The organism is Pedobacter sp. SG908 (assembly GCF_011759615.1).
Lineage (GTDB): Bacteria > Bacteroidota > Bacteroidia > Sphingobacteriales > Sphingobacteriaceae > Pedobacter > Pedobacter riviphilus.
The window spans coordinates 893,491-915,827 of sequence record NZ_JAAOYY010000001.1; the positions used below are offsets into that span (position 1 = coordinate 893,491).

General features: G+C 38.9%; 31 protein-coding genes. 30 read left to right on the plus strand and 1 reads right to left on the minus strand.

Features of this window, described 5'->3' with window-relative positions; all coding sequences use genetic code 11:
• Positions 1–48 precede the first annotated feature (48 nt).
• The 18 genes from FHT21_RS03805 (at position 49) to FHT21_RS03890 (ending at position 8,239) form a co-directional block, all read left to right on the plus strand.
• On the plus strand, positions 49–195 hold the full coding sequence (locus FHT21_RS03805; RefSeq protein ID WP_167293436.1) for a hypothetical protein: 147 nt from the start codon (positions 49–51) through the stop codon (positions 193–195).
• Positions 196–212: 17 nt separating this feature from the next.
• Entirely contained in the window at positions 213–473 is a 261-nt protein-coding gene (locus tag FHT21_RS03810) for a hypothetical protein (RefSeq protein WP_167293437.1), read from the plus strand.
• A gap of 68 nt (positions 474–541) precedes the next feature.
• Complete coding sequence (locus FHT21_RS03815; RefSeq protein ID WP_167293438.1) at positions 542–769, plus strand: hypothetical protein; 228 nt, start codon at positions 542–544, stop codon at positions 767–769.
• Between the two features lie 145 nt (positions 770–914).
• Positions 915–1,346 carry a hypothetical protein gene (locus FHT21_RS03820; RefSeq protein ID WP_167293439.1) on the plus strand — a complete coding sequence of 144 codons (432 nt, stop codon included), beginning with the start codon at positions 915–917 and terminating at the stop codon, positions 1,344–1,346.
• A 366-nt stretch (positions 1,347–1,712) separates the two neighbouring features.
• The gene (locus FHT21_RS03825; protein WP_167293440.1) at positions 1,713–2,054 is read left to right on the plus strand and encodes a hypothetical protein; all 342 of its coding nucleotides are present in this window, start codon (positions 1,713–1,715) and stop codon (positions 2,052–2,054) included.
• 39 nt (positions 2,055–2,093) lie between these two features.
• A complete protein-coding gene (locus FHT21_RS03830) occupies positions 2,094–2,300 on the plus strand; it encodes a hypothetical protein (protein WP_167293441.1) in 207 nt (68 codons plus the stop codon).
• Between the two features lie 53 nt (positions 2,301–2,353).
• Positions 2,354–2,506, plus strand: coding sequence for a hypothetical protein (locus FHT21_RS03835; protein WP_167293442.1), 153 nt, complete (start codon positions 2,354–2,356; stop codon positions 2,504–2,506).
• A 48-nt stretch (positions 2,507–2,554) separates the two neighbouring features.
• On the plus strand, positions 2,555–3,244 hold the full coding sequence (locus FHT21_RS03840; protein ID WP_167293443.1) for a hypothetical protein: 690 nt from the start codon (positions 2,555–2,557) through the stop codon (positions 3,242–3,244).
• 5 nt (positions 3,245–3,249) lie between these two features.
• Positions 3,250–3,660 carry a hypothetical protein gene (locus FHT21_RS03845; RefSeq protein ID WP_167293444.1) on the plus strand — a complete coding sequence of 137 codons (411 nt, stop codon included), beginning with the start codon at positions 3,250–3,252 and terminating at the stop codon, positions 3,658–3,660.
• On the plus strand, positions 3,660–4,742 hold the full coding sequence (locus tag FHT21_RS03850) for a major capsid protein (RefSeq protein ID WP_167293445.1): 1,083 nt from the start codon (positions 3,660–3,662) through the stop codon (positions 4,740–4,742). Before FHT21_RS03845 ends, FHT21_RS03850 begins: the two co-directional genes overlap by 1 nt.
• On the plus strand, positions 4,742–5,068 hold the full coding sequence (locus FHT21_RS03855) for a hypothetical protein (RefSeq protein WP_167293446.1): 327 nt from the start codon (positions 4,742–4,744) through the stop codon (positions 5,066–5,068). Before FHT21_RS03850 ends, FHT21_RS03855 begins: the two co-directional genes overlap by 1 nt.
• A 3-nt stretch (positions 5,069–5,071) precedes the next feature.
• Entirely contained in the window at positions 5,072–5,395 is a 324-nt protein-coding gene (locus FHT21_RS03860) for a DUF6706 family protein (RefSeq protein WP_169502014.1), read from the plus strand.
• A complete protein-coding gene (locus tag FHT21_RS03865; RefSeq protein ID WP_167293448.1) occupies positions 5,395–6,006 on the plus strand; it encodes a hypothetical protein in 612 nt (203 codons plus the stop codon). Before FHT21_RS03860 ends, FHT21_RS03865 begins: the two co-directional genes overlap by 1 nt.
• Positions 6,003–6,434: a hypothetical protein gene (locus FHT21_RS03870; RefSeq protein ID WP_167293449.1), complete on the plus strand. Its 432-nt coding sequence runs from the start codon at positions 6,003–6,005 to the stop codon at positions 6,432–6,434. Before FHT21_RS03865 ends, FHT21_RS03870 begins: the two co-directional genes overlap by 4 nt.
• Positions 6,434–6,871, plus strand: coding sequence for a hypothetical protein (locus tag FHT21_RS03875; RefSeq protein ID WP_167293450.1), 438 nt, complete (start codon positions 6,434–6,436; stop codon positions 6,869–6,871). Before FHT21_RS03870 ends, FHT21_RS03875 begins: the two co-directional genes overlap by 1 nt.
• Before the next feature lie 29 nt (positions 6,872–6,900).
• Positions 6,901–7,467, plus strand: coding sequence for a hypothetical protein (locus FHT21_RS03880; RefSeq protein WP_167293451.1), 567 nt, complete (start codon positions 6,901–6,903; stop codon positions 7,465–7,467).
• Between the two features lie 2 nt (positions 7,468–7,469).
• The gene (locus FHT21_RS03885) at positions 7,470–7,649 is read left to right on the plus strand and encodes a hypothetical protein (RefSeq protein ID WP_167293452.1); all 180 of its coding nucleotides are present in this window, start codon (positions 7,470–7,472) and stop codon (positions 7,647–7,649) included.
• A 47-nt stretch (positions 7,650–7,696) separates the two neighbouring features.
• Positions 7,697–8,239, plus strand: a complete 543-nt coding sequence (locus FHT21_RS03890) for a hypothetical protein (protein WP_167293453.1) — start codon at positions 7,697–7,699, stop codon at positions 8,237–8,239.
• Positions 8,240–8,441: 202 nt separating this feature from the next.
• Here the strand turns inward: FHT21_RS03890 and FHT21_RS03895 are convergent, their stop codons facing one another.
• Positions 8,442–8,834 carry an XRE family transcriptional regulator gene (locus FHT21_RS03895; protein WP_167293454.1) on the minus strand — a complete coding sequence of 131 codons (393 nt, stop codon included), beginning with the start codon at positions 8,832–8,834 and terminating at the stop codon, positions 8,442–8,444.
• A 467-nt stretch (positions 8,835–9,301) separates the two neighbouring features.
• On the opposite strand from FHT21_RS03895, the gene FHT21_RS03905 reads away from it, so the two are divergent.
• The 12 genes from FHT21_RS03905 (at position 9,302) to FHT21_RS03960 (ending at position 22,336) form a co-directional block, all read left to right on the plus strand.
• Positions 9,302–13,600: a phage tail tape measure protein gene (locus FHT21_RS03905; RefSeq protein ID WP_167293456.1), complete on the plus strand. Its 4,299-nt coding sequence runs from the start codon at positions 9,302–9,304 to the stop codon at positions 13,598–13,600.
• Positions 13,600–14,583: a hypothetical protein gene (locus FHT21_RS03910; protein WP_167293457.1), complete on the plus strand. Its 984-nt coding sequence runs from the start codon at positions 13,600–13,602 to the stop codon at positions 14,581–14,583. Before FHT21_RS03905 ends, FHT21_RS03910 begins: the two co-directional genes overlap by 1 nt.
• The gene (locus FHT21_RS03915; protein ID WP_167293458.1) at positions 14,583–16,799 is read left to right on the plus strand and encodes a hypothetical protein; all 2,217 of its coding nucleotides are present in this window, start codon (positions 14,583–14,585) and stop codon (positions 16,797–16,799) included. Before FHT21_RS03910 ends, FHT21_RS03915 begins: the two co-directional genes overlap by 1 nt.
• Before the next feature lies 1 nt (position 16,800).
• Complete coding sequence (locus tag FHT21_RS03920) at positions 16,801–18,903, plus strand: hypothetical protein (protein ID WP_167293459.1); 2,103 nt, start codon at positions 16,801–16,803, stop codon at positions 18,901–18,903.
• 68 nt (positions 18,904–18,971) lie between these two features.
• Positions 18,972–19,259: a hypothetical protein gene (locus FHT21_RS03925; RefSeq protein WP_167293460.1), complete on the plus strand. Its 288-nt coding sequence runs from the start codon at positions 18,972–18,974 to the stop codon at positions 19,257–19,259.
• Positions 19,260–19,325: 66 nt separating this feature from the next.
• Positions 19,326–19,880 (plus strand): TIGR02594 family protein, encoded by a 555-nt coding sequence (locus FHT21_RS03930; protein ID WP_167293461.1) that lies wholly within the window; start codon positions 19,326–19,328, stop codon positions 19,878–19,880.
• 78 nt (positions 19,881–19,958) lie between these two features.
• Positions 19,959–20,318 (plus strand): hypothetical protein, encoded by a 360-nt coding sequence (locus FHT21_RS03935; protein WP_167293462.1) that lies wholly within the window; start codon positions 19,959–19,961, stop codon positions 20,316–20,318.
• A complete protein-coding gene (locus FHT21_RS03940) occupies positions 20,315–20,491 on the plus strand; it encodes a hypothetical protein (RefSeq protein ID WP_167293463.1) in 177 nt (58 codons plus the stop codon). Before FHT21_RS03935 ends, FHT21_RS03940 begins: the two co-directional genes overlap by 4 nt.
• Positions 20,488–21,036 carry a hypothetical protein gene (locus tag FHT21_RS03945; RefSeq protein ID WP_167293464.1) on the plus strand — a complete coding sequence of 183 codons (549 nt, stop codon included), beginning with the start codon at positions 20,488–20,490 and terminating at the stop codon, positions 21,034–21,036. Before FHT21_RS03940 ends, FHT21_RS03945 begins: the two co-directional genes overlap by 4 nt.
• A gap of 153 nt (positions 21,037–21,189) precedes the next feature.
• A complete protein-coding gene (locus FHT21_RS03950) occupies positions 21,190–21,543 on the plus strand; it encodes a hypothetical protein (protein ID WP_167293465.1) in 354 nt (117 codons plus the stop codon).
• The gene (locus FHT21_RS03955; protein ID WP_167293466.1) at positions 21,540–21,869 is read left to right on the plus strand and encodes a hypothetical protein; all 330 of its coding nucleotides are present in this window, start codon (positions 21,540–21,542) and stop codon (positions 21,867–21,869) included. Before FHT21_RS03950 ends, FHT21_RS03955 begins: the two co-directional genes overlap by 4 nt.
• Positions 21,870–21,931: 62 nt before the next feature.
• Positions 21,932–22,336: a hypothetical protein gene (locus tag FHT21_RS03960; protein ID WP_167293467.1), complete on the plus strand. Its 405-nt coding sequence runs from the start codon at positions 21,932–21,934 to the stop codon at positions 22,334–22,336.
• Position 22,337 lies beyond the last annotated feature (1 nt).

Below are 22,337 nucleotides of genomic sequence, written 5' to 3' on the forward strand. Positions count from 1 at the left end.
AGCGATTAGAAACTTAACACAGCGGGATTGATATTATAAACAAAAAATATGGCATGGTATAAAATTGAAGTTTACAACTACGATAAATATTTAGGTAGTTTTTACACAGATACATTAAATGAATATAAATTATCAAAAGAAATTGATGCCGAGTATGGGTCAGGTAAATGGAGCAGATACAATTTAGGAAATTAACAATTTTATAAAGTTATATGAAAATCGGAAAAAGAATAATTCAAAACAGAAATATAAACGTTAATACAAAACACACTTTTGATGCGAATTATAAGGGATTACATATTTATGTTAGTGACGATCATGGACATGGGTTAGCTAAAGAAAAAGGATTAATCAGATACTGGATGGAAGTGTGGAATTGGGGAAACGGAATTTGTGATTGTCAAACATGGGAAGATTGCAAAGATATAAACCACGCGATTTACAAAGCTTTTGAGGGAGCTTGTTTACTTTAACCAATTTATAAAGATAGGGTTTAATGAGGCGACAAACCAATTAAACAAGAATTAAAACCGATATACTGATGAAAACAGCAGAGGAGATATTATCGAATAACGGCCTTGCTTGTGAATATGGATATAATGTTAAAGTTGTTCCATTGGAAGATGCTATAAAGGCCATGAAGCTTTACGCAAACCAAAAGCTAGATGAAGCGGCTGAGAAAGTAACTCATTATGACGGATTCAGTGAAGATAACATGGATCACTGGATTGATGAAAAATCAATCCTTTCACTTAAAGATAAGGTGTAATGCAACCAGCACTAAAAACCATTAACGATTAAATTATGAATGAATCAATGAGAGGGTACGCAAAAATTAGATATAAGCGCAATCAACCAACCGGAACGGTTAGACCAATGACTGAGGAAGAAATTAAACAGAAAGGGTGGGTAAAATGCAAGTAGAACATAAAACAGAAAAGGGAGAAATCTTATTTGTAGATGTACCGGATGGTGTGAATTTTTATGAATTTAATGGAAAATTCTATTTCTTAGAATCGGGACAAGAAGTAAAGATTCCTCAAGGCTTTGAACTAATCGGCCTTACAAGCGAGGTTACAGAGGTGGATGTGAAAAAGATTTTAACATATCAAGAGGTAATATCATGGTGTAATCTTGGGGTTTCTATTGACTGTTTAGGTAACGAAATTCATGATAACACTTATGTTAATTACCTATACGCTTTCAAATCCCTAATGCAGCATTTAAAGCTGTATGAGGTTAATCCTTATAAACAGAAACCGTGTGAAGGCTGCGATGACTATGAGGTATTTACAGAAGCCCAGGCAAGAACCTCCAAACGAGTAGTATTATTTAAACCAAACTAACCCATGAGCCGATTAGCTTATTTATTCGGCTCAATCATTCGGGTCTCATACATTGCAGAAACACAAGATGGGCAGGTTTTGATTATCAGATCGGCATCTCTCTTACTTAAGCGTTTTGGATTATTTGGTAATATAAGATTTGCTATGCTAACGAATATGTACACGAATATCTGTACAGCAATAATTATAATAACAACTTGCTTAAACGTAAACATAAATGCAATATAGTAAAACAAAGAAGATTTACAGTTACTTAGCCAGGATAAAGTGAACGAAATAGCACAAACCCTTGAAATAATGGCCGAGTTTATCGTGTTTGAAGTAGTAGGCAGCGCGGAGTTGGTAACAATTTAATATATTTGGGATATGGGACCACTTGGACAAATACCTCGCCTAAGCGATAGTGATCGATCTAGGGTTGATGAAATGATAAATTATAAGCAATCCCCTGAAGATAAAACCCGAATGGACAATTTGATGGCGTCATTGTATGATGATACCAAGAAAGTTCTTGATATACATTATGCCAATGTAGATAGAATGGTAATTGAAGTTGTCAAACACCGCAATTGCAGACGAAAGAAAATTAGAGGTAAGATCAAGAAAGGAAAACTCGAAAAAATGGGATATAAGTTAATTATTCAAGAATCAGTTGGCACTTACGTTACATATAAAGGAAAAATTATTTCCAGGATAGTAAATTATTGATCAAAGTATATTTTATTGAGTATTTAATATATTTTAAATATGAATAAATCATTTGCAGACCAGTTAGAAGATAATGCCAGGCTTGACTTCAAGTTGTTCGAAGCAGAAAAGAATTTACAAGATATGATCGCGAAAGTTGAAGCTTATGATGTATCTGACGAAGTTAGGCAAAAACTATTTAATTGGATAAATGAAGTAAGACCTAATCTGATGAATGCAATAGCATTTAAAGAAATACACAAGTAATCACCGGTTAGTTAAAGGAAAGAAGGCCACCCATAGTGGAGGCAAACGCGTGAATGAAAGGTAGCGCACTGGGTAAAGCCATACAGAAATGTGTGGCTTTTTTTGTGGGCAATTTCGGACTGCTTTACCAACCCATGCAAGTAAGCCCGTTTACTTTATCACCCCATGCCTTACAGGTAATTTTGGGTTCAATCAGCAAGGTGTAGAACGAGTAATTAACGGATGCAACTTAGCTAAAACCCAAAACACATTTTATGACACTTAAAGAAAGAATCACAGCACGACTGAAAGCGAAAGCAGCAGGCGAAAAAGCAAATCTATCGCAGAAAAGATTGGATGCCATTGTGCTCCGTGCAGAGAAGGGATTAACGGACGAATCGGACGACACCGCTATCGATGCAAACATTGACGCCATCAACGAACTAACTCCTTTCAAAGAGATAGCCGCAATGGATGATCATCAACGGGCAAAAGAAGCAAAAGAAAAAGCTGAGAAGGAAAAAACTGAAAAAGAAGCTGCTGAAAAGGCTGCAAAAGAAGGAAAGGTTGAATTGCCTGATGATGCACCAGCATGGATGAAAACATTCATGGAAGCTCAAGCAGCCCAAACAAAAGCATTAACCGATCAGATTGCGGCATTTAGTGGCGAAAAAGTGGCAACAACCCGCAGGGAACAATACGCTAAAACATTGGAAGGTACTTCTGAGGCTTACAAAACTGAAGCGCTGAAAGACTTTGACAGATTATCATTTAAAGATGATGCAGATTATCAAGAATGGGCAACTGGTAAAGCCGAAAGTGTGAAAGCTTTTATCCAGGATGAAGCAAACAATGGTCTAGGTATAGACAGGCCAGCGGGCGGTGCAGGTGGCAGTAATGCCAGCACAAAAAAAGAAGCAACAGAGGCGGAAGTCGATGCTGCATTTGCAAACATTAGAATCTAAAGAAAATGGCAGTACAAGTCAATTTAGTAGATGAAACTGTAAACATCGATAATTCAAAGGACAGCATTGTCATTATCGAAAATCAGTTTTCAATCCCAGGCGGCAAGTCATTAGATACAACCGGCTATACGCTTGATGTTATCAATGCTGGTCATATCATCATTAAAGAAACAGCAACAGGTAATTATAAACCAATGCCATTAACAACAGGCAATACAGTTTATGATGCTTTACCGGCTGGCCACACTTATGTAGGCGTAAACGTTGCAACAATCTTGACCAAAAGACCTTTCGCAGGTGTAATGATCGAGGGTTATGTTAACGAAAATGCTTCTCCATTCTCCGTGGTATCAATTAAAGCAGCCTTTATGACTGCAACGTTAAACGAAATTAAATTTAGAGGAGACCTTTCATAATGGCAGAACAATCACAATTTGTAAAGTACATTCAAAAATACTTTACCGGTTTTGTGGCAAAGGTCACTAAAACCTTAAATGGAGAAGATAAAGCCCCGCTTTATTTGCACAAGTCAATGCTAACTCCAAAACAATCCATGGATGGGAAATGGACTTCTATCACGGCAGACAATCAGAATGTAGTTGCCGATGTTGTAGCAATGGATAGTCCATTACCATTGAAATTACGTCCTGCAATTTCAACTGCTTCAGGAGATATTCCTAAGCTTGGTATGGAAATGAAGATGAACGAAAATCAGTTAGACCAATTGGATACAATGGTCGCCAAAAACGCTGATATTTCCGAAATCGTAGTAGAATTATTTGATGATGCAAAACGTGCCTTAGTTGGTATCGAAGAGCAAAAAGAATATTTATTTTTACGCGGTTTGTCTTCAGGGGTAGCTCTAACTGATAGCGATAACGTTGGTTCTGGCATTAGGGTTGATTATGGTTATTTAACCTCAAACAAGGCAGGTGTACCTGTAGTTTGGACCAGCGCTTCAACAGCAACTCCGATTACGGATATGCAAGAAATGATTTCTACTGCTAATGCTGCAGGGAAGACTATTTCTTATATCATGTTGGATAAGGTTACCTATAATTTAGCCCGCAAGACGACTGAAGCAGCCAATCTTTATGCAACAAGCATCGGTAATTTTGGAACTACCAAGCCAATACCAAGCTACGCAGCTTTTCAAGAGTATTTAGAGACAGAGTTAGGCGTTCAAATAATCATTATCGATCGCTCTGTTAAGTTCGAAAAGGACGGCGTTAAGAAAACTGTTAAAGCTTGGGATGAAGGTAAAGTAATTCTATTGACTGACAATAACGTTGGCAACCTGGTTTGGAAAAAAGTAGTTGAAGATAGTCACCGTTCAAAAGCAATCGAATATCGTAATGGTGAATTCGGAACGCTATTGAGTAAGTACGTTACACACAAGCCATTTGGCGAATGGACTGACGTACAGGCTCGTCAACTGCCCGTAATTACTGGTGTTGATCAAATATACCAGTTAGACACAAAAGTAGTTCAAGCGTAATGGAAAATTTCAATAAAAACTCACTAAAAGCGGCCGTTGCAAAATACGGCTCGCTTCATTCAGACGGTAAGACCGAAGCTGAAGTGAAAGCTGAAGTGGCTAAAGATGAAAAAGGTTATTCTGCTGATCAGGTGGATGCTATTTATGATGCTATCATTTTCGTGCCGGAAGAAACTGAACCAGCTACATATAAAGTAGTTGAGGGTAAGTCTTTCCGTGATAAAGATGATTTCTCGAAAGAGTACGATCACGAAAGCGATATCAGCCATTTATCTCAGGATAGAATTGATCATTTATTAAGCATTGGATACATTGAAGAGGCATAAGTCATGACCATAAAAGAGGCCCTAATATCTACAGTCAATTTCGCTATACCTGATAACAGGGTGGAGAAGGCGCTTATTGATGCATCGTTGAATGGTAATGCCATTTATGCGAAAGATGCGGAGAAAGCAATTGATTTGTGTATGGCGGGGCTTCTTCTTACGTTGATGACTACGGCTGATGTGACAGAGGATGATGTTTCGATTAAGATACCAGACCGGGCGCAACTATTGAAGGTGTATAAGGCGTTGCTAGGCAAATGGGGAGAAGTTGATCCAACAATTACACCAGAGGTTAAACCAACGGTAACTCAGCGTTTGTTATGGTAATGACTAAGCCCGCACTGGATGTGCAATACACGACAGCTCAGCTTAATGGAAGCACAGATATTACTGATCCCACCACCGTACTGGCGATTGCTTTTTTGCTTAGTAAAACAGACGACTTCACTACCACAACAAGGATTAACATTCCATTCGATTACGGTAATGTAAGTAAGTTGGTGCTTGGTCTGGAAGACAACCAGGTTTACTTTTTTGAGTTGCAGGTTATCTATATAGGCGGAGAGGTTGAAAAGGGCGGAGTTTTATCATTCCAAACATTAGTAATCAGCACTGGAGGCCTTGAAACTAGACCGCATGTAATGACATTCGTTATTCCCGGCGCACCTGGTGGCCAGGATCCCGATACAGGCTATCCTTTACCAGATGATCCAGGACAATCCATTGAGGTGCCGTGTAGGTTTCATTTAGCCTCAAATGGCGCTATGAAAACCTTTAAAAACGAGGATAGCACGATAATTAATCAGGTAGGCACAATCAGGGTGGATGCGGGACAAACAATTCCAGAAGTAAATATGATAGTAAACGTTGAGGGGCATTTTAAAGGGCCTGTTCGTGCGATCTACAGAGGGCAACTTTCGCATAGAATTGAAGTATGATAAGTATTACTGCAGATTTTAATTTTAATGACCTTGATAAGGTAATCGAGTATGAAACTCAGAAATGGTTTGATGCCTTAGTTGATGACTACAGGCAGACAGGTATTCGGTTCGTTGAAAGAGCAGTTGCAAAAGCCTCATTCAATAATATCACATGGAATTTACGATCGTCAATCGGATACCTGATCATTTGGAATGGAGAGGTGCTAGAAAGCTACTTTAAGGATTTAAAAGATGGTACCGAAGGACAGGAGGTTGGCCGAGATTACGCCCTATTCGTAGCTAAGTTAATTGACGAGGGGGAAGGATTGGCAATGGCATTGGTAGCCGGTGAGGAATATGCAGCCTTTGTAGAAAGCAAGGGCAAAGATGTAATTAGTGGCTCATCTGCATACTTTGAAACCGAAATTAAAGCATTATTAAAATAATGAGCGATTACAAAGATGTCTTCGATATGGTTACGGATGTCAGGAAGCTGATAAATATTCCCGCTATAGTTACCCTTTTGGGAGCAGGTGCAAAGGTTGAACCTAGTATTAAGTCAACCGAACCATCAGTTAAAGGTATTGTAGTGAACGGAATTTCCATCAGTAATACATCTGATCAGATTGGATTCGGCAATGTGAATTGCTATGCGCCAGCCATTATATCAACCGCGAATGGTAAGGCCGTTTCGTTGCCCGACCAAGCGACCTTAAGTAATTTAGCGAAAGCAGTTAAGCCTCTGATTGATGGAGTTTTTAAGCCAACATTCAGGGTTTGGGTAGAAAGCCTACCAACTATTATCCAGGATACAGACGGTAGCTATTTTGCTAACATGACTTTTAGGTACCAGAGTATTCAAAACAATTATAATAATATTTAAACCGCCCTGTGGGGCATAAACAATTTAGTATGGCAACGAATATAGTAGGTGGTGTGGAGATGATTGAAGTTGCTCCAGCAGTTACCACAGAGGCTGGCATCACAGGCGCTACGTTTGTGAGGCTTGAAAACATTGCTCCGGATAGTGTTATCTACACTAAAAACAGCGATACAGAAACAGATCTTATTCCAGAGGATAAGGATGTGGCATTATTAACCTTTTATACGCCAGGTGAAGCAGATACCATTGCTATTGGTGTTCTGGAACAAAAACCAGAGGTTTTGGCATTATTGTTCAATCAGGAGTATACCGAGGCAACAACACGTATTGTTACTTTGGCGAAAAGAAAAGTGGCCAACCTCATGATCAGAATCACAACCAGGTCAATGAAGGATGACCGTAAACAAGTTATAGTGCTCCCTAATGTTGCGGTAACAACTACCTATACAAATAACCTGAATAAAACATCAGTTCAGCAATTATTACTTACAGGTAAAGTTGGATCATTCAAAACAACAACTAGTAACAAAGATGCTATCTCTGTTAAGACTTGGGTAACTGATGCTGGCGCTCCAATCGACTCTACCACTCCATAACCATGAAGTGGGTAAAGTTTAAAAGTGATTTACTCGTGGAAGCCACTGGTAAGCTCTATAAGAAAGGAGAAGTTTCTGAGGAAAATGAAGAATTCGCAAAACGACACGGTAAGGACGGCACAGGTATAGTTGAAGAAACGACTAAACCTAAAGTACAAGACAAAGAACTGGTTGAACAATAAAGAAAATCCCCTTGCAAAATGTAGGGGGATTTTTTATGCCAAATGAAATGGAAGAAAAAGACATACTACAAAATATAACCGATACATTGATTGAGAAATCAGTATATACGTTAAAAGTGCCAATAAAACATCCTATGCCTGTACCTAAACGGGCCATCATTGATAAGATATTGCGTAAGCCAATTGTAGTACCGGAAACGGTACGAGAGTTTAATATAACTCCTTGCATAGTTGGCAATATGTACCGGATTGCTGGTCGAGCTGTAAAGTTACCAGGTGAGATTTTGGAAGGATCGATGGCCGGTTCTTTATTGCCAATCATTAACGAACATCTTTCAGATTTGGTTTACATTGTCGCTGCCGGTATTCAGAATACAAAGTTCGAGCCTGAACCAGATTTGATCGAGTTTATTGAAGACAACTTTGAGGCAGAAGATTTATATCAGGCGTTGTTACCTATATTAGAAAACTTGGGTATGCAGTCTTTTTTGAATTCTATTGCCTTGGCGAAAGGGACAGTGAAGATTCTGAAGCCAAACGTAAGTCCGATCGACGGGAGCGAGTTGATAGCCTCCCACACTCTGGAATAGGTAGCGCATTGCGGTACTTCAAAGGTGCATATACTGCAAATAGCCTTCTTTGGGAAACCAGCTGGAAAAATTATATGCTTTATCTCGGCGCTATTCAATCTGAGGAAGATGAAAAGCCAAAAGAAAAAATAGAGGTAAAGGATTCCGACGATATATTCTAAATAAAAAGCCCCTACAATCGTAAGGGCTTTTATCATGATAATTAAGAAATGGATAAATTTAGCGTGGATAATTCATGTCCTAGTTGCCTAATGCCGGACAGTATGCGATCAACTTGTTTTGGCCCGGGTTTTTTGTGGCCATTGGCATATTGTGAGATCAAAGTTTTATCCATGCCTATTTTAGCACCCAGGGCACTTGCATTGATGATCTTGTAATAATCGAAGAACTGTTTTACATCCAGGGTGATTAATACATCATCAATAGTGACTTGATCAAGATCCTTAATTTCTGCATACGAGTTGTATGCATCTAAAATATTGGTTTTTAATTCGGTTACATCGTCTCCAGAAGTCCCAATTGGAAGGGATTCATCCGATGCATATGCAGAGAAACCAGTATTGGTTTTTTCTACAATAAATTCAATTTTTGACATTTCGTACAGTGGTGTTTAGTGGTATTAACTGCATTCACATATCGCTGTGTAACGCTCCAATTTAAGGCGTTGGAGTACCATATAAAGCAGGGCTATTTTAACCCTGCTTGTTTTAGTAACTTGTTTGCTAGACCTGTACCGACTTCTTTCGAATTGTGGCTAGTGAGAATCATTTCACTATTTGGTCTCTCGGGGTGGTGCCAAACCTCGTGGCTACCTTTCGCTTCTCTTAAGAACTCGAACCCCTCTTTTTTCAATTTTCGTTTAAGTTCGCTCCATTTCATTTCCTTTAATTATCATACGATAAAGGTAAACAATAGTTTACTTATTTGCAAATAAAAAGTAAACTTTTTTATACTTGGTTACAATATTTTATAACTAGATCTTGATCCATGTTGCGAATTTACCAACCTCTGTAAGTAACTCCATTGCCTAAATACCCCCAATAGTACAGGGTATTTTTGCGTATGGGTATAGATGTGAGTGGGAATAGGGGGTTGAATTTTACTGCAACCCTGAGCATTACAGAGGCTAAAAGAAACGCGCAAGAACTTAAGCGGGTATTGGCGGATTTGGGGATAAATACCGTCACTCAAAGCCAGAAAATTTTTAATCAATCTCAGATTGAATTTCAAAATCAGCTACGTAAAGCTAGAATTGAGCTGCTTGCTTTAAAAAAGGAAGAACAAGAACTTAAGAATACAAACCTTCAAACTGGTGCTGCTACCGCTGAATTAACGAATAAGATAGCAGCCAATCGATTAGCACAGCAGGAATTAACCAAAGCAGCTAAAGCAGCCAAGGAAGCGCAGAAGGCCACCGCTGGCTCATATAAAGAGGCAACAGAACGGTTAAAAGTCCTTGGCGCTGAAATACGAAATACTACTGGTGGATTCAACAAGATGACGCCGGAGTTAAAGGCGAAGGTTCGTGAATACAATGAACTCAATAGCAGATTAAAGGCCTTTGATGAAACGATGGGTATTCATACCCGTAAGGTTGGTAATTATAAGTCGGCATTGGATGGGCTTAAAGGGGTTCTTTCGACTTACATCAGCGTTACAGCAGTTTTAAGCGGAATTAAGGCAGTAGTTAACAATAACGCTGAACTCTCGGATAGCCTTTCAGATGTTAGGCGTACCGCTGGCTTAACGTCCATAGAAGCTGATAATCTTGCGGAACAATTAAAAAAGATCGATACCAGGACTTCTCTAAAAGGTTTGTTGGATATCGCTATTATCGGGGGTCAGCTCGGTATTGCTAAAGATCAATTGGCTGGGTTTACTACGGCAGTTGATCAACTGGCCGTTTCCCTTGGCGGTGAGCTACAAGGCGGCGCCCAAGGTATTGCTAAATCGCTTGGGGTATTAGATAATGTATTTGGGATAACCAAATCAAATGCAGGAGACGTTGAGAAATCATTCAACCAAATTGGGTCAGCTATTTTGGGCCTTGGCCAATCAGGGTTGGCTACTGGTGATTTCTTGGCGGATTTTGGAGAACGGGTTGGAGGACTTGCTAAACAGGCGGGATTATCATTACCTGTCATACTTTCTTATGGAGCTGTACTCCAAGAAAACGGTGTAAGCGCTGAGGTTGCAGGGTCGGCATTCAAAAGATTGCTGTCAGCTCTTACCGTTAATCGATCTAAGTTTTTTGCGGTAGCCCAGTTGGCCGATGCGAATCTAACGTTAAATGATTTTACCAATATCATAAATACTGATGCTAAAAAAGCATTGGACTTATTCTTTGCTGGACTTGCAAAAGGAGGAACAACAACAAGTTCATTTAATGATATTTTAAAATCTCTAAAGTTAACCGGGGCAGGTGTATCTCAGGCAGTTGCTGCCTTGGCGAATGGACAGGACGCGCTTAATGGTCACATTAAAGATGCTACCAATGATTTTAACGAAGCAACCTTGTCTGCTGAGCAATATGCGATTAAAAACGATAATCTAGCAGGAAGTATTCAGAAGCTAGGAAACACATTTGATAAAATTACAACTTCTGGATCTATATCAAGATTTTTCAAGGCAATTGTTGACGGCTCTAACTATGCCCTGCAAGCGGTTGATGATTTGTTTAACAAAATTACACAGAATGGACGGACTAATGCGCTTAAGAATTATAATAGAACTGGAAAAACAGGAAGTATTTTCTTCAGCGAGGAAGATGCAAAATTCCTTCAGCAAGAAGCAAAGGCAGCGGCTCAAAAAGGATATGTTGAAGGTTTAAATGATCAGGGTAGGGCTTTTGCAAAAACACTGGCTGAAAGGGCAAATGGTGAGAAGGAGTTGAATAATACCATTACCGCACAAACAGCAAAATTGAATAGTTTGGAGCGAGAACGGAACAAACTACTTAAAAATAGAGCTGATTTTAATGGTATTCTAGCTGTTCAGGAAAAGCAATTGTTAAATCAAACTTCAGCAAATTATGGACGCCAAAAAGCTGTTGTTCAGGAACTGTTAAAAACAAGAGACAAGCTTTATCCCGGAGCTAAACCTGAGTCTCCTAATGTGGTTATAGACAACAAATCACAATTAGCAGAAGCCAGAAAACTAGAGAACGCATTAAAAGCCCAACGTGCACTGCAGGCTGAAATTGATGCCTTAACAAAAAAAGGAAGCGATAAGCGCCAGGATGATGATGCTAGGGAATTGGCAGAGGTAGATGCTAAATACAAAAAGCTGCGTGAAAAAGCCATTGCCTTTAATAATGATTCTAGGAATAAGGCTAAAGGCCTGCGTGTGGACTCAAGTGGATTACTGCGCGCCCAGTCGGATGAAGAAGATGCGCTTCGGGATAAGCAAAATGCATCCAATTTAAAAACAACCATAGATAAAGAGAAAAAATACTATGAAGATTTTGAAAAGTTTAAATCAGATTTCGGTTTAGAAAAGGCAAGGGAGAGGTATGGTAAGCTTATCAACGTCGATCAGACCTACCTAGAAAACTTAAAAGCAAAGCAAGCAGCATTATTAGGCGATGATAAAGCTAAGGGCGGAGATGCCGGTGGTGGTGAATTTGTAGCCAAACAACAAAAGGTTTTGGAGGATGCCACTGCAGAGGCATTACAGGAAGAACAAAAACGTACTGATGCTTTGCTTAAAGAGTTCATGAGCTATGCTGATAAGCGTAAAAACCTAACCGAGCAGTATAATGCTGACATCAAGGCCCTGGAAGCTAATCCCGGCGCTCAGGCTGAACGTAAAAAACGCTATGAAAAAGATATTAAAGAGCTTGATGCAGCCAATGCCACTCAACTAGAATCCTATGAAAAACTTTTTGAAGGAATTGAAAAACTATCTGTAAAGTCCGCTTTGCAACTGGTTAAAACAGCTAGAAAGCAATTAGCTGATCAGATAAAATCAGGAACCATTGTAGACCCTGAGCAAATAAAATTGATCAATAAGCTTTTTGATACGACTGAGCAGACGATACGTGAAAAAAACGGACAAGCATTAAAAGACCTTGCAGGAGAAGTAAACAACGTTGCCTCGGAGGTAGGTGCATTGAATGCAGAATTTGGGAAGGTGCTTGGAACCGTAGGAAGTGTGATAGGTAAAATAGGAGAGATTAAAGGATTCAAAGAAATTCTTAAAAAGGACAGCAGCTCAGACGCACAAAGACAAATTGCAGGTCTCGGTATTTTAGGGGCTGGGTTTTCTATTTTTCAAAGTGTAATTGGTTTTTTCACCAAGTCTGAACAAAGAGAGCAACAGGCTTCATATGCCCGTGATCTTCAAAACAAACAGACCGAAGCGCTAAATAAGGCACTTGAAAGACAAGTCGCATTACTGAATGATGTTTATGGAACCGATAGAATTAAAGATTATTCATCTGCCATAAACCAAGCAAGAGAGAATCAGGCTAAGTACGCTAGCGAACTTGTTGGCAGGTATCAGTTAACCGGGGATTCTCAACTGGATGAATTTATCACTAAGCTCAACAATGGTGAAAAAATCGATCCAACTTATAATGGGATGGTGGCCAAGGCGAAAAAAGCCTCGTCCTTATTACCTTCCGACATCAACACCCTGCAACGGTTACTTGATGAGGGTAAGCTTGACGCAAATACTGCAACTATCGTTACCAACTTGATCAAGGCCAAAGAAACCGCTGAACAATTGGTTAATAATCTCCGTGCAGAGACAGTTGGTACAACCCTAGACCAGATAGCAGATGACTTTATTACAACGCTTACTGACGGTACGCAGGATTTTGGAAAGACTTTCGAGCAGACTATTCAGAAGTCGATTCTTAATGGATTCAAGGGTGAGCTGATTCGTAAGCAATTGCAAACATTCTATACTCAGTTTGCTGCGCTAAGTGAAGGTGGACTAACCTCTGATGAGATAGAAACTTTGCGCAAGGCCTACATAGAAGCTAGTGCCAAAGCTAAAAAGGATATTGAAGATTTGAGTAAGGCTACAGGTATTGATTTAACCAGTAAAGGAGGTTCAGACAATAGCAGTGTTGGCGTCATACAAAAAAACGTCACCGAGTCAACTGCAACCGAATGGATAGGATTAATAAGGGCCCAATATGATAATCAAAAGAGGCAATTGGATGTACTAACGCCTGTTGGTAAAACCATTGGCGATATGTACCAGATAGCAAAGAGTAATTTTGATGTGCAGGTTAAAATTGAGGCCAATACGTACAGAACAGCCAATAATACGGATTTACTCAACACTAAGTTGGACAACATTGAACGGGCTATAAAGGGCAGCGGAAGCACCAGCTATGATAGAGGTAAATAATGGGAAACTATAAGTTAAATAATGTATCGATTGAAAGTTATGGGATTATTCCCATACAATCTGGTGATACAAATTTGGCGATTACCGGGGCTTGGGATATGCCAGCGCGTATAGGTAAGACTTTCCATGATTGGGGCAATGATCAGGATGGAATTGAGCCTTATGTATTAGCTAGTGAAATTAGATTTGGGGGAATAGATATTTCCTTGGATTGCGTGGTTCGTGGACTAAGCAAGAATGATGCCTTACGTAAATGCTACGCCTTGTTTACTGCGATCGATGCATATAATGGGCTGGTTGTCCTGCAATGTGATTGGGGCACATGGAATGTATTAGTGAATGGGGAAATTAAAGGAGAGTATTTACAGGACGGTATAACCATGCTAACTATACCATTCAGATGCCCGATAGTACCTATGCCAACAGCATTGCCAATAAACGCTTTGCAATACAATCCGCTTACAGATCAGGACGGCATAATCATACTGGTCAACAATGAACCTATATATGGGGGCAGCATTAAATATGATGGATATGGAATTGATGGGGTAATGTTTGCGGCACTAGGCCTGATAATAACATCCATTACTGATCGGTTCAGCAGACCCGTGCCAAAGTCAGGTCAGGTTACCTCATATAGAAATGAAGGCTACCGAAATACAACCACTAAGGAGAGGGAGATAACTATCAATGCCGCCATTGTTCAGCCATCATACGCCGATTTTGTTGGCGTTGTTGATAGACTCAAAGCATTATTCAGTAAACCAGGTTTACGGTACCTGACTAGAGAGCAGGATGCTTTGCGCGATTTTTTTGTAAAGGATGGGTTTAAAATTACTGGATTGCGCGTGAATGATGGGCAAGTAGTTGCGTTCATCGCAATCAAACTAACCGAGGTGTCTGCACATTTGGATTGGAACATCCTCACAACACCATCAGGCAATATAATTGAAACAGAAATAGGAAATATAATTATAACATAATGGCTACTACAGAACAAAGGTTATCGGCTCTTGAAGCCATATTTAGTAATCAGACTCCACAAAGGTTTTGGCAGGGAATGAGCAAGGCAACAGCTTTGGATTTGCTGGATAAGATTATGGTTGGCAAGAACAATGATGGGTCTGCAAAGTATGCAGATATAAATCAGATTGTTAATCTTGCAAGTATTATAGGCGGATCAGGATTCAAAGCTAATGTAACTCCGGCTTCGTCACCAATAGTCTCAGCCACACCCGTATATTATATTGGTACTCCAGGCGCATACCCTAATTTTGGTGGCGTTGAAATTACCGGAGCTGCTGGTATTATTGGGCAGATTGGAACTGATTTTACGGTTACTAATATTAATGTTGATTTAAGTGGCTATGCCGAAAAGCAGGAATTACTCCCTGATTATTTATCTGATAAAATGGAGTTATATTCAAGCCAGGAACTTCAGATTATTGGTGCTATAAAAAAACTATCAATTCAACCTATTGCTGATGAAGTCGATGATGAATGGATAATTCTTTTGGTTACAACTATGCCAACCACGGCAGATCTTATTGGCGATTATAATTACAGTATTGTGATAAGGAATAAATCCGCAGGGGCCAATTGGGATATTGTAAAGCATACATCTAATCTAACTGATATAGCAGGAGTGAAATATTATAGCGGAGAGATTTACTATCCTTACGCAAACGGCGTATTAAAGTACAGCGCGGCTGTTGATTGGAATAAATTACCTTCTGTTTTCGAATTTAACTCAAATTCCTCAAAAATAGCTATTAAACCCGGTGTCCAAGATGATTATGCAGATTTATTGAATGTTTTATCACTAGATAAAGTTCCATCATATATAAAAGATAAAAGCTTTCCTTATTATTCTGCTGATGCTCTTAAAGTTATAGACGCAATAAGTGTATTTGATATAAAAGTCCCTAATGATCAAAAAGGTCATGACTGGAGAATATCATTGGTAGCGACTGGTATCGTGCCGCCGCTTGACAGCACCTATAATTTTACTATTCAAGTTAGGAATATCACCACCAGTGATATTTATAACGTAGTTCAGTACATACAACCTGCTATTGTTTATGGCAACATTCAAGGTAAAAGTGGTTATCAAAATAGGAAATGGACGGCAGATGGTTTAAAATTTATTGATTTTAATATAATAATAGACTGGACTAAATTGGGTGCTATTTTTCAGTACTATCCTACCACATCAGAGTTAAAAATAAATGTTGGAAATTCAGATGTGAATTCGGCTTTTGTTGCTGGGTCTTATGATAACGACATTAGGTTTCCAGGATCAAAACTTAACAAGAAGGATATAGTTTTTTTTGGTAATTCTATTCTTAGCCTAAGTTATGATCTTCCCGCTGCAATATTGAAAAATGGAGGCTTCTATAAAAAGGAAGCAATATCTAGTAGTTGTGCAAGATCAGGGACGTCAAAGATATCCTTGACTAATAAAATTCCATGGCCAGTTATGCTGAGGGCTATGGGAGATGCTGTTGCAGATAAAGTTTATATTCTAGAGCATTGGGATGACACATTTAGGCAATATTGTACTCTTGACCCACCAATGAGATCTTATTTTGACGGGCAACATGAAGTTGAAGCTATTCAAATGGGTATTACTGATGCAGAGTTTTATATATTATGCAGTTATGAAAATGTTTTGGTTCCCTATCTTAATGGAACCAAAACAATGCCAAGCCTGTTTATTTTTAATCATGCTTATAATGATGCCAAGCCGTGGGAAACTTATGAAACTGTAGAAGAATTTACAACACAGCCAGTTATAAGAAATGATAAATCTACATATTTGGGGGCAATGAACTTCTATATAGATTTAATATTAAAGGCAAATCCCTATTCAAGGATAGCAATATTAGGGCATTATGAGAATCAATTAAGACCCAGAATTTCTTTGTCACAGGAAGAACTATCTAGGTATTGGCAATTACCAATCCTAAAAACATGGGAAAAAACAGGATGGAGCCAAAACAGAATTCCAGATACTCAGCATCTTTGGGTTGATGATGCCGGTCGGGCGGCTTACGCAGGATCAGATGGTACTGACCCAACAAAAGACTTTACAGTTCTTAATTGGTGGCTGCCAGATAATATTCATCCAGCAACATCATCGCAAGCTCAAAATCTTCTTTTGGATATTTATGCCCAATGGCTAAGTACTTTATATTAACATGCCTCAATTCCAACTAGAAATAAAACGCGTAGGTGTAACCAAAGCCACCGTTGAGATCGACGAAAGTACGATCTACAACGGTGAGTTTATGGGTATGGATAAGATTACTACCTCATTCATCACAACAGCACCTATCCCTATCCAATTGGATGACTACATCGAGTATGATGCCGGTAAAGGATTGATGCCATATAAGATCAAATCGGCCATTGGTTTGGAGGAAATCGATAGCAAAACTTATAAATACGATATCACATTCTTTTCGCCAACGTACGATATGTACGATGAGATAATGATCCATTTGGGCCGTACCAAATTTTCATACACTGGAACACCATTGGAATTGCTGGGATTGATTGTTGATTGCATGAATATCGATAATCCTGGATGGAGTATTGGAGATTGCTCATTGATATCAGAACCAATCGCATTTGCCTTTGATGAACAATCGCCCCGTATAGCATTAACTCAGGTTGCAGAGGCTTTCAAGCTGGAATATAAGATTGTTGGTAAAGAAATCAGTTTGATTGAAAAGGTTGGTACGTTGCAGAACATTACATTGAGGTATGGACGTGGTCAAGGCCTAACAAATTCAGCAAGGCAATCAGTAGATGAAAGCTTTGCTACCGTATGGCGCGGATATGGTGGCACTCAGAATATATTGCCTAGCTATAGGGATGGAATGGATAGACTTGCTCTTGATGCTCCCTTTGAAATAAATGTAGATAAGTATGGCCGTAAAAAGGGTAGTGTTACTTTTGAGGACATTTATCCACGTAGGACCAGCACGCTTACAAGTGTTGCAGGTTTGTTGGAATTTAGCGATGACACCATAGATTTTGATCTGAATGCCCAAACCAAAACAGATGGCGGTGCGAAAATTGTATTTAAGTCCGGAGAATTGGCTGGAGGTGAATATGTAATATCTTCATACAATGCAATTACAAAAACCATGCGCATCCGGGCCAATAAGGATGATGCTGGAAATCCAATACCTAACGCAACCTTTTCTCCAGCTGTCGGTGATAAATATACATTGATTGGGATTACCATGCCTGAAAGTTATTTTGTATCTGCTCATGCCGAATTGCAAGCGGCTTTGGAGAACCATGCTAAAAGCCATTCATTCCCTCCGGTAGCTTTTCCATTAAATATTGATGAGAAATATATTAGGGAAATGGGGTTGACCCGAAAATTAGTGCCTGGTGATAGCTTAACCGTGGTCAGTGAAAGCCTTGGAGTGAACACACCGTTACGTTTACAATCTGTTTCATGGCCGCTGGTTAACCCTGATCTGATTACAGGAGTCATAAGCGATGTAATTCAATATAGCACCCAGGAGCGATTGATAAATGATGTAAAGGATGGGAAAAAAGAAATTGCCAAATCGGTAGCTGTTGCGCTGAATACCCGCCAAATTGCCGATGAAATATCCAACAATGCCATATTGGATCAGTTCCGTAAAACATATGTCGGTGATCGTGTTGTAATGACAGGTGCATTTGTTGCCGGAAACCCTGAAATCGGAGAAGTTGCCGGAATAAACGGTGCTGATGATGATTTGAATGCTATCAGGTTTTGGGCTGGATCTTCTTATGCCGACAAGGAAACGGCACCTTTTAGGGTTAATCAGCGTGGCGACATGGTTTCCACGTCCGGTAAAATTGCTGGATTCGATATAAACGAAGAGGGGCTTACGAATGAGCAAAGCAATGCGTTTATTGCGCTTAAAAAGATTATTGGTACCATGCAGATCGGCGGCGCATTTGGTATTGGAGTGCCATCTGATTTTTTTGGTAGCGATACTGTAAGCGCTAAATCAGTGCTTAAAATTGTCAATACTATTGATGAAATACCAGGTGAAGATAATCCAAACATTGGTATTCAGTTAGACGTTGCCAATGGCAATACAAATTTAGCTATTGATATTATACGGGGTTTATTCTCATTAAGAAAGGGATCTAATATAATAGTACAAAAAGACGATGATTCATTAGCTCTTGGTATTGGCGACTTTGAAGCAGATGTAAGGGTAGGTGGTTCTGGTTTCGTTAAAATGAGGTGGGTCAAAGGTATACTTATATCAGCAGTCCCGGTATAGTAAATATTTACTATATGGAATGCCAATTAATCGACGTAAATTTGAATTATAATTAATCGCCAACTCGCATGAAGAAAATTTTACTTATAATAATTATAACCTTTTCACTTGCATCCTGCAAAAAAGATAATAAGCCTACTTTATTGGGAACCTGGTTATCTTCTGATAAAGGTACGCAATTTACTATTGACAACCTTGAAGGTAAAGGTAAAGAAAGCTTTATTTTAAAAGGTGATACTCTTATCTGGACTACAGATTTTATGGGCGAAACGAAATATAAGGTTGTCTACATTCATGAACAAACCATTACTTTAAGCGAAAAAGGAAACGACATTCAGTTTATCCGAATAAGATAACTTACGCACCTACGGTAATAAATACGATTACCCAATCCGCAATAGCAGGTTGGGTAATTTTGTTTTATGGGAAAGCCACTTACAGGTATTGATGCTTGGCTAAATAATGAGCCTAATTTACCGAAAGAATTACAGGAAGCTTTGAGGCATAATGGCCTAATGGAGATTAAGGGCAAAGAGAACAATGTCGATATCATGCGGTGGGCGAAAGAACTTGGTGTATCTGGCTGGTACCCTAATGATGAAGTGCCTTGGTGTGGATTGGGAAAGGGGATATGCGCCTATCGTGCTGGCTGGCTAAAACTTCCGGCGCCTAATATTTTATCAGCTGCTTGGTGGAGAAATTGGGGGAATAAAGTTGAAGTCAAAGATGCAATGGTTGGAGACACGGCTATTAAGAATAGAGTAGGTGGTGCGCACGTGACATACATCGTGGGAGAAAACGATAAATATTTTAGATGCTATGGGGCAAACCAATCAAACAGTTGGTGCTGCACCTGGATACCAAAATCTGAAATAACCGATGTGCGTAGGGCTCCATTCACTGTGCAACCACTCGGTGTAAAAAAACACTACTACAAAAATCTTGATGGAACACCGGCAAAAGCAAGTGAAGCTTAATTAATTGCTAATGGTAAGATTGTCATGCCAACAATAACAACAAAATAATCATTATAAATATAACATCCAGAATAAAAAATGTCAGAAAATGAAGATGTGATTGATAGAAAAGGAGCATGGATTGAAAGGATGTTTGATAGATTGTATTCGGCTGTCACTCAAAACCCCTGGGCTACACTATTGGTCCTTTCAGTTGGATTAAACTTTATGTTAATTTCTATGAATAGCGACTTGCAGCAAGCAAGGCTTGACGATGAGAAGAAATCCAATCAGGAAATGATTGATGAGGTAAGAAGGAGCGTTCAAAGGGAAACTACAAAGCAGATTGCACCAATTAAGGCTCAACAGGATAGTATTGTTAAAAATGTTGATACCTCATTGATAAATATTAATGGCACGGTAGAATCAGTAAAGAAATATTTTAATAAGAAAAAATGAAAAAGATCTTAATTATTCCAGTGTTTCTGGTCTGTCTGACTGGGGCATCATCAAGAAGGGTAGATCCCGTGAAGCCATCAACAAATAAAATAAATGCTGTTCCGATTAATAAAAAGGTAGACAGTTTGGATATCAAGCTGCAGGAGCTTGAAAGTTTATTAAGGAAATCATGAGGCGGCTGTTATTTTTATGCATGATAATGTGTCTGTCAAGTTGTAGCTTATTTAAAAAGAACACGAAGAATAAACTTGTTGATAATACGGAAACAACCATTAGTAGTCATTCAAAAACCGCTGAGATCATCGCCGATAAAAGCAAAATCACCATAACTGAAAAAGCTGATACTTCAGCTTATACAAAGCCACAGCAGACAACTGGCACTAATAAGATTGGTCTTCATATTGACAGCTTGGTTAATGGACTAACCGCTATCAGCAATGATTTGCTTGATGTTAAGATGGTATTGGATAGTAACGGAGTATTGACAACAACTGCTTTCATTAAGCCTCAAATAGTAGCACTTAAATTCGACAGGAATACTCAAATCGATAAAGACGTGACTGGAAGTAAATACGCACATGTAGATCAGCAAGTCACAGAAAAGAAAGATGTTAAGGTTGTAGATTCAGCCAGTGAGCCATCTGGACTTGGGATGATGGGATGGATATGTGTTGTTGGCATAGTTTGTTTTTTTTTATGGATAGGATTCAAGAGATAGCATTGCTGATACTCGCCGTCCTCATCCTCGCATTTGGCCTTTACAAATTATATTTTGGTGATTGAAGCCTTTCAGAAGTGAGAGGCTTTTTTTATGTTGTAAGATTTATTTTGAATTACTAAAAATATTAGCAAACTTTGTACAGTTATAGTTATGGAATTAAATTTTGGAAGATATAAACCCGCGCTTGAACGCCAGATACAAAGCTGGTTCTGGCTTAACGACTATATGAGGCCATGGATATTGAGTTTAGATAAATTGGTTGAGGTTCAAGGAGCTGATATTGTAATAGATTTAGTTGGATTTAACGAATTATATACGGATAGGTATTTCAAAGGAAAGGTAAAAGATATGGCACCCAAGTTAATCGAACAAATTTTGATTCCTAACCTTGGAATTTTTTTAAAAAAAATTGGATACAGAGGATATTCTTTTGGAATAGTAGTAAGAGGTAGGGGCGAATTATATAAAAATACTTTTAACGTTAAAAATCCAGACTGGGAATGAGTTCATGGGGACCACAGCCAGATCCTGGCCGCGATTATCGGGCACATCTGGCACTAAAAGCAAAAGCAAATAATCAATGGATATATAGCAAAACAACAAAAAAGTGGTATACTCCAGAAGAATTTGCATTTTCAGACGAAGATATAAAAGTTCACAGAAATCAAGCTTCTGCCCCTCAGCTGATATTAATGGACCCAAGGCAAGGACTTGATATAGCAAATGAAACTATTTTACGGGCATCCAAATTTATTCAACAACACACGAAAAAGATGTGGGAATATTATGACTTAAAACTAAAGCCAAGTAAGAATGTTAACTTTAAATAACCAAAATATAAACTATGCACACTAGCACTTTCACATACACACCCAATAAAGTTGGGGAACCAATGTTGATCCGAATTGATCAGGATGATGAAATTTATAATGTTACTATCGGTGATACCTATCTAGGAACCATGGTTAAAGATGACAACGCTGAATACGGATGGCAAACTGAAGATCAAATGTTAAAGGATGAGCTTCCAGATCTTTCATTGGCACTTAAAGAACAGGAAGCGATTTATAATCTGCCTTTTGCTTTAAAGGATCTATACACTGAAAATATTGTTGATTGGGATTGGAGCGAAGACGATAGCCTTAATATTATTGTACACCCAGATGTAGATTTACAGGAGTTTGCAAACACTATCCGCGACCAGGTATATGATGTTGTTTTGTTCGATAAAGACCTGATTATCCATCTTCACCAGGAAGGAAACAATGAAGTTGAAGAAATACATATAAACTGTTAAT

Bases quoted from the DNA above. Each gene is read 5' to 3' on its own strand.
- FHT21_RS03805 (WP_167293436.1), top strand. From the start codon at position 49: ATGGCATGGTATAAAATTGAAGTTTACAACTACGATAAATATTTAGGT.
- FHT21_RS03810 (WP_167293437.1), top strand. From the start codon at position 213: ATGAAAATCGGAAAAAGAATAATTCAAAACAGAAATATAAACGTTAAT.
- FHT21_RS03815 (WP_167293438.1), top strand. From the start codon at position 542: ATGAAAACAGCAGAGGAGATATTATCGAATAACGGCCTTGCTTGTGAA.
- FHT21_RS03820 (WP_167293439.1), top strand. From the start codon at position 915: ATGCAAGTAGAACATAAAACAGAAAAGGGAGAAATCTTATTTGTAGAT.
- FHT21_RS03825 (WP_167293440.1), top strand. From the start codon at position 1,713: ATGGGACCACTTGGACAAATACCTCGCCTAAGCGATAGTGATCGATCT.
- FHT21_RS03830 (WP_167293441.1), top strand. From the start codon at position 2,094: ATGAATAAATCATTTGCAGACCAGTTAGAAGATAATGCCAGGCTTGAC.
- FHT21_RS03835 (WP_167293442.1), top strand. From the start codon at position 2,354: ATGAAAGGTAGCGCACTGGGTAAAGCCATACAGAAATGTGTGGCTTTT.
- FHT21_RS03840 (WP_167293443.1), top strand. From the start codon at position 2,555: ATGACACTTAAAGAAAGAATCACAGCACGACTGAAAGCGAAAGCAGCA.
- FHT21_RS03845 (WP_167293444.1), top strand. From the start codon at position 3,250: ATGGCAGTACAAGTCAATTTAGTAGATGAAACTGTAAACATCGATAAT.
- FHT21_RS03850 (WP_167293445.1), top strand. From the start codon at position 3,660: ATGGCAGAACAATCACAATTTGTAAAGTACATTCAAAAATACTTTACC.
- FHT21_RS03855 (WP_167293446.1), top strand. From the start codon at position 4,742: ATGGAAAATTTCAATAAAAACTCACTAAAAGCGGCCGTTGCAAAATAC.
- FHT21_RS03860 (WP_169502014.1), top strand. From the start codon at position 5,072: ATGACCATAAAAGAGGCCCTAATATCTACAGTCAATTTCGCTATACCT.
- FHT21_RS03865 (WP_167293448.1), top strand. From the start codon at position 5,395: ATGACTAAGCCCGCACTGGATGTGCAATACACGACAGCTCAGCTTAAT.
- FHT21_RS03870 (WP_167293449.1), top strand. From the start codon at position 6,003: ATGATAAGTATTACTGCAGATTTTAATTTTAATGACCTTGATAAGGTA.
- FHT21_RS03875 (WP_167293450.1), top strand. From the start codon at position 6,434: ATGAGCGATTACAAAGATGTCTTCGATATGGTTACGGATGTCAGGAAG.
- FHT21_RS03880 (WP_167293451.1), top strand. From the start codon at position 6,901: ATGGCAACGAATATAGTAGGTGGTGTGGAGATGATTGAAGTTGCTCCA.
- FHT21_RS03885 (WP_167293452.1), top strand. From the start codon at position 7,470: ATGAAGTGGGTAAAGTTTAAAAGTGATTTACTCGTGGAAGCCACTGGT.
- FHT21_RS03890 (WP_167293453.1), top strand. From the start codon at position 7,697: ATGGAAGAAAAAGACATACTACAAAATATAACCGATACATTGATTGAG.
- FHT21_RS03895 (WP_167293454.1), bottom strand. From the start codon at position 8,834: ATGTCAAAAATTGAATTTATTGTAGAAAAAACCAATACTGGTTTCTCT.
- FHT21_RS03905 (WP_167293456.1), top strand. From the start codon at position 9,302: ATGGGTATAGATGTGAGTGGGAATAGGGGGTTGAATTTTACTGCAACC.
- FHT21_RS03910 (WP_167293457.1), top strand. From the start codon at position 13,600: ATGGGAAACTATAAGTTAAATAATGTATCGATTGAAAGTTATGGGATT.
- FHT21_RS03915 (WP_167293458.1), top strand. From the start codon at position 14,583: ATGGCTACTACAGAACAAAGGTTATCGGCTCTTGAAGCCATATTTAGT.
- FHT21_RS03920 (WP_167293459.1), top strand. From the start codon at position 16,801: ATGCCTCAATTCCAACTAGAAATAAAACGCGTAGGTGTAACCAAAGCC.
- FHT21_RS03925 (WP_167293460.1), top strand. From the start codon at position 18,972: ATGAAGAAAATTTTACTTATAATAATTATAACCTTTTCACTTGCATCC.
- FHT21_RS03930 (WP_167293461.1), top strand. From the start codon at position 19,326: ATGGGAAAGCCACTTACAGGTATTGATGCTTGGCTAAATAATGAGCCT.
- FHT21_RS03935 (WP_167293462.1), top strand. From the start codon at position 19,959: ATGTCAGAAAATGAAGATGTGATTGATAGAAAAGGAGCATGGATTGAA.
- FHT21_RS03940 (WP_167293463.1), top strand. From the start codon at position 20,315: ATGAAAAAGATCTTAATTATTCCAGTGTTTCTGGTCTGTCTGACTGGG.
- FHT21_RS03945 (WP_167293464.1), top strand. From the start codon at position 20,488: ATGAGGCGGCTGTTATTTTTATGCATGATAATGTGTCTGTCAAGTTGT.
- FHT21_RS03950 (WP_167293465.1), top strand. From the start codon at position 21,190: ATGGAATTAAATTTTGGAAGATATAAACCCGCGCTTGAACGCCAGATA.
- FHT21_RS03955 (WP_167293466.1), top strand. From the start codon at position 21,540: ATGAGTTCATGGGGACCACAGCCAGATCCTGGCCGCGATTATCGGGCA.
- FHT21_RS03960 (WP_167293467.1), top strand. From the start codon at position 21,932: ATGTTGATCCGAATTGATCAGGATGATGAAATTTATAATGTTACTATC.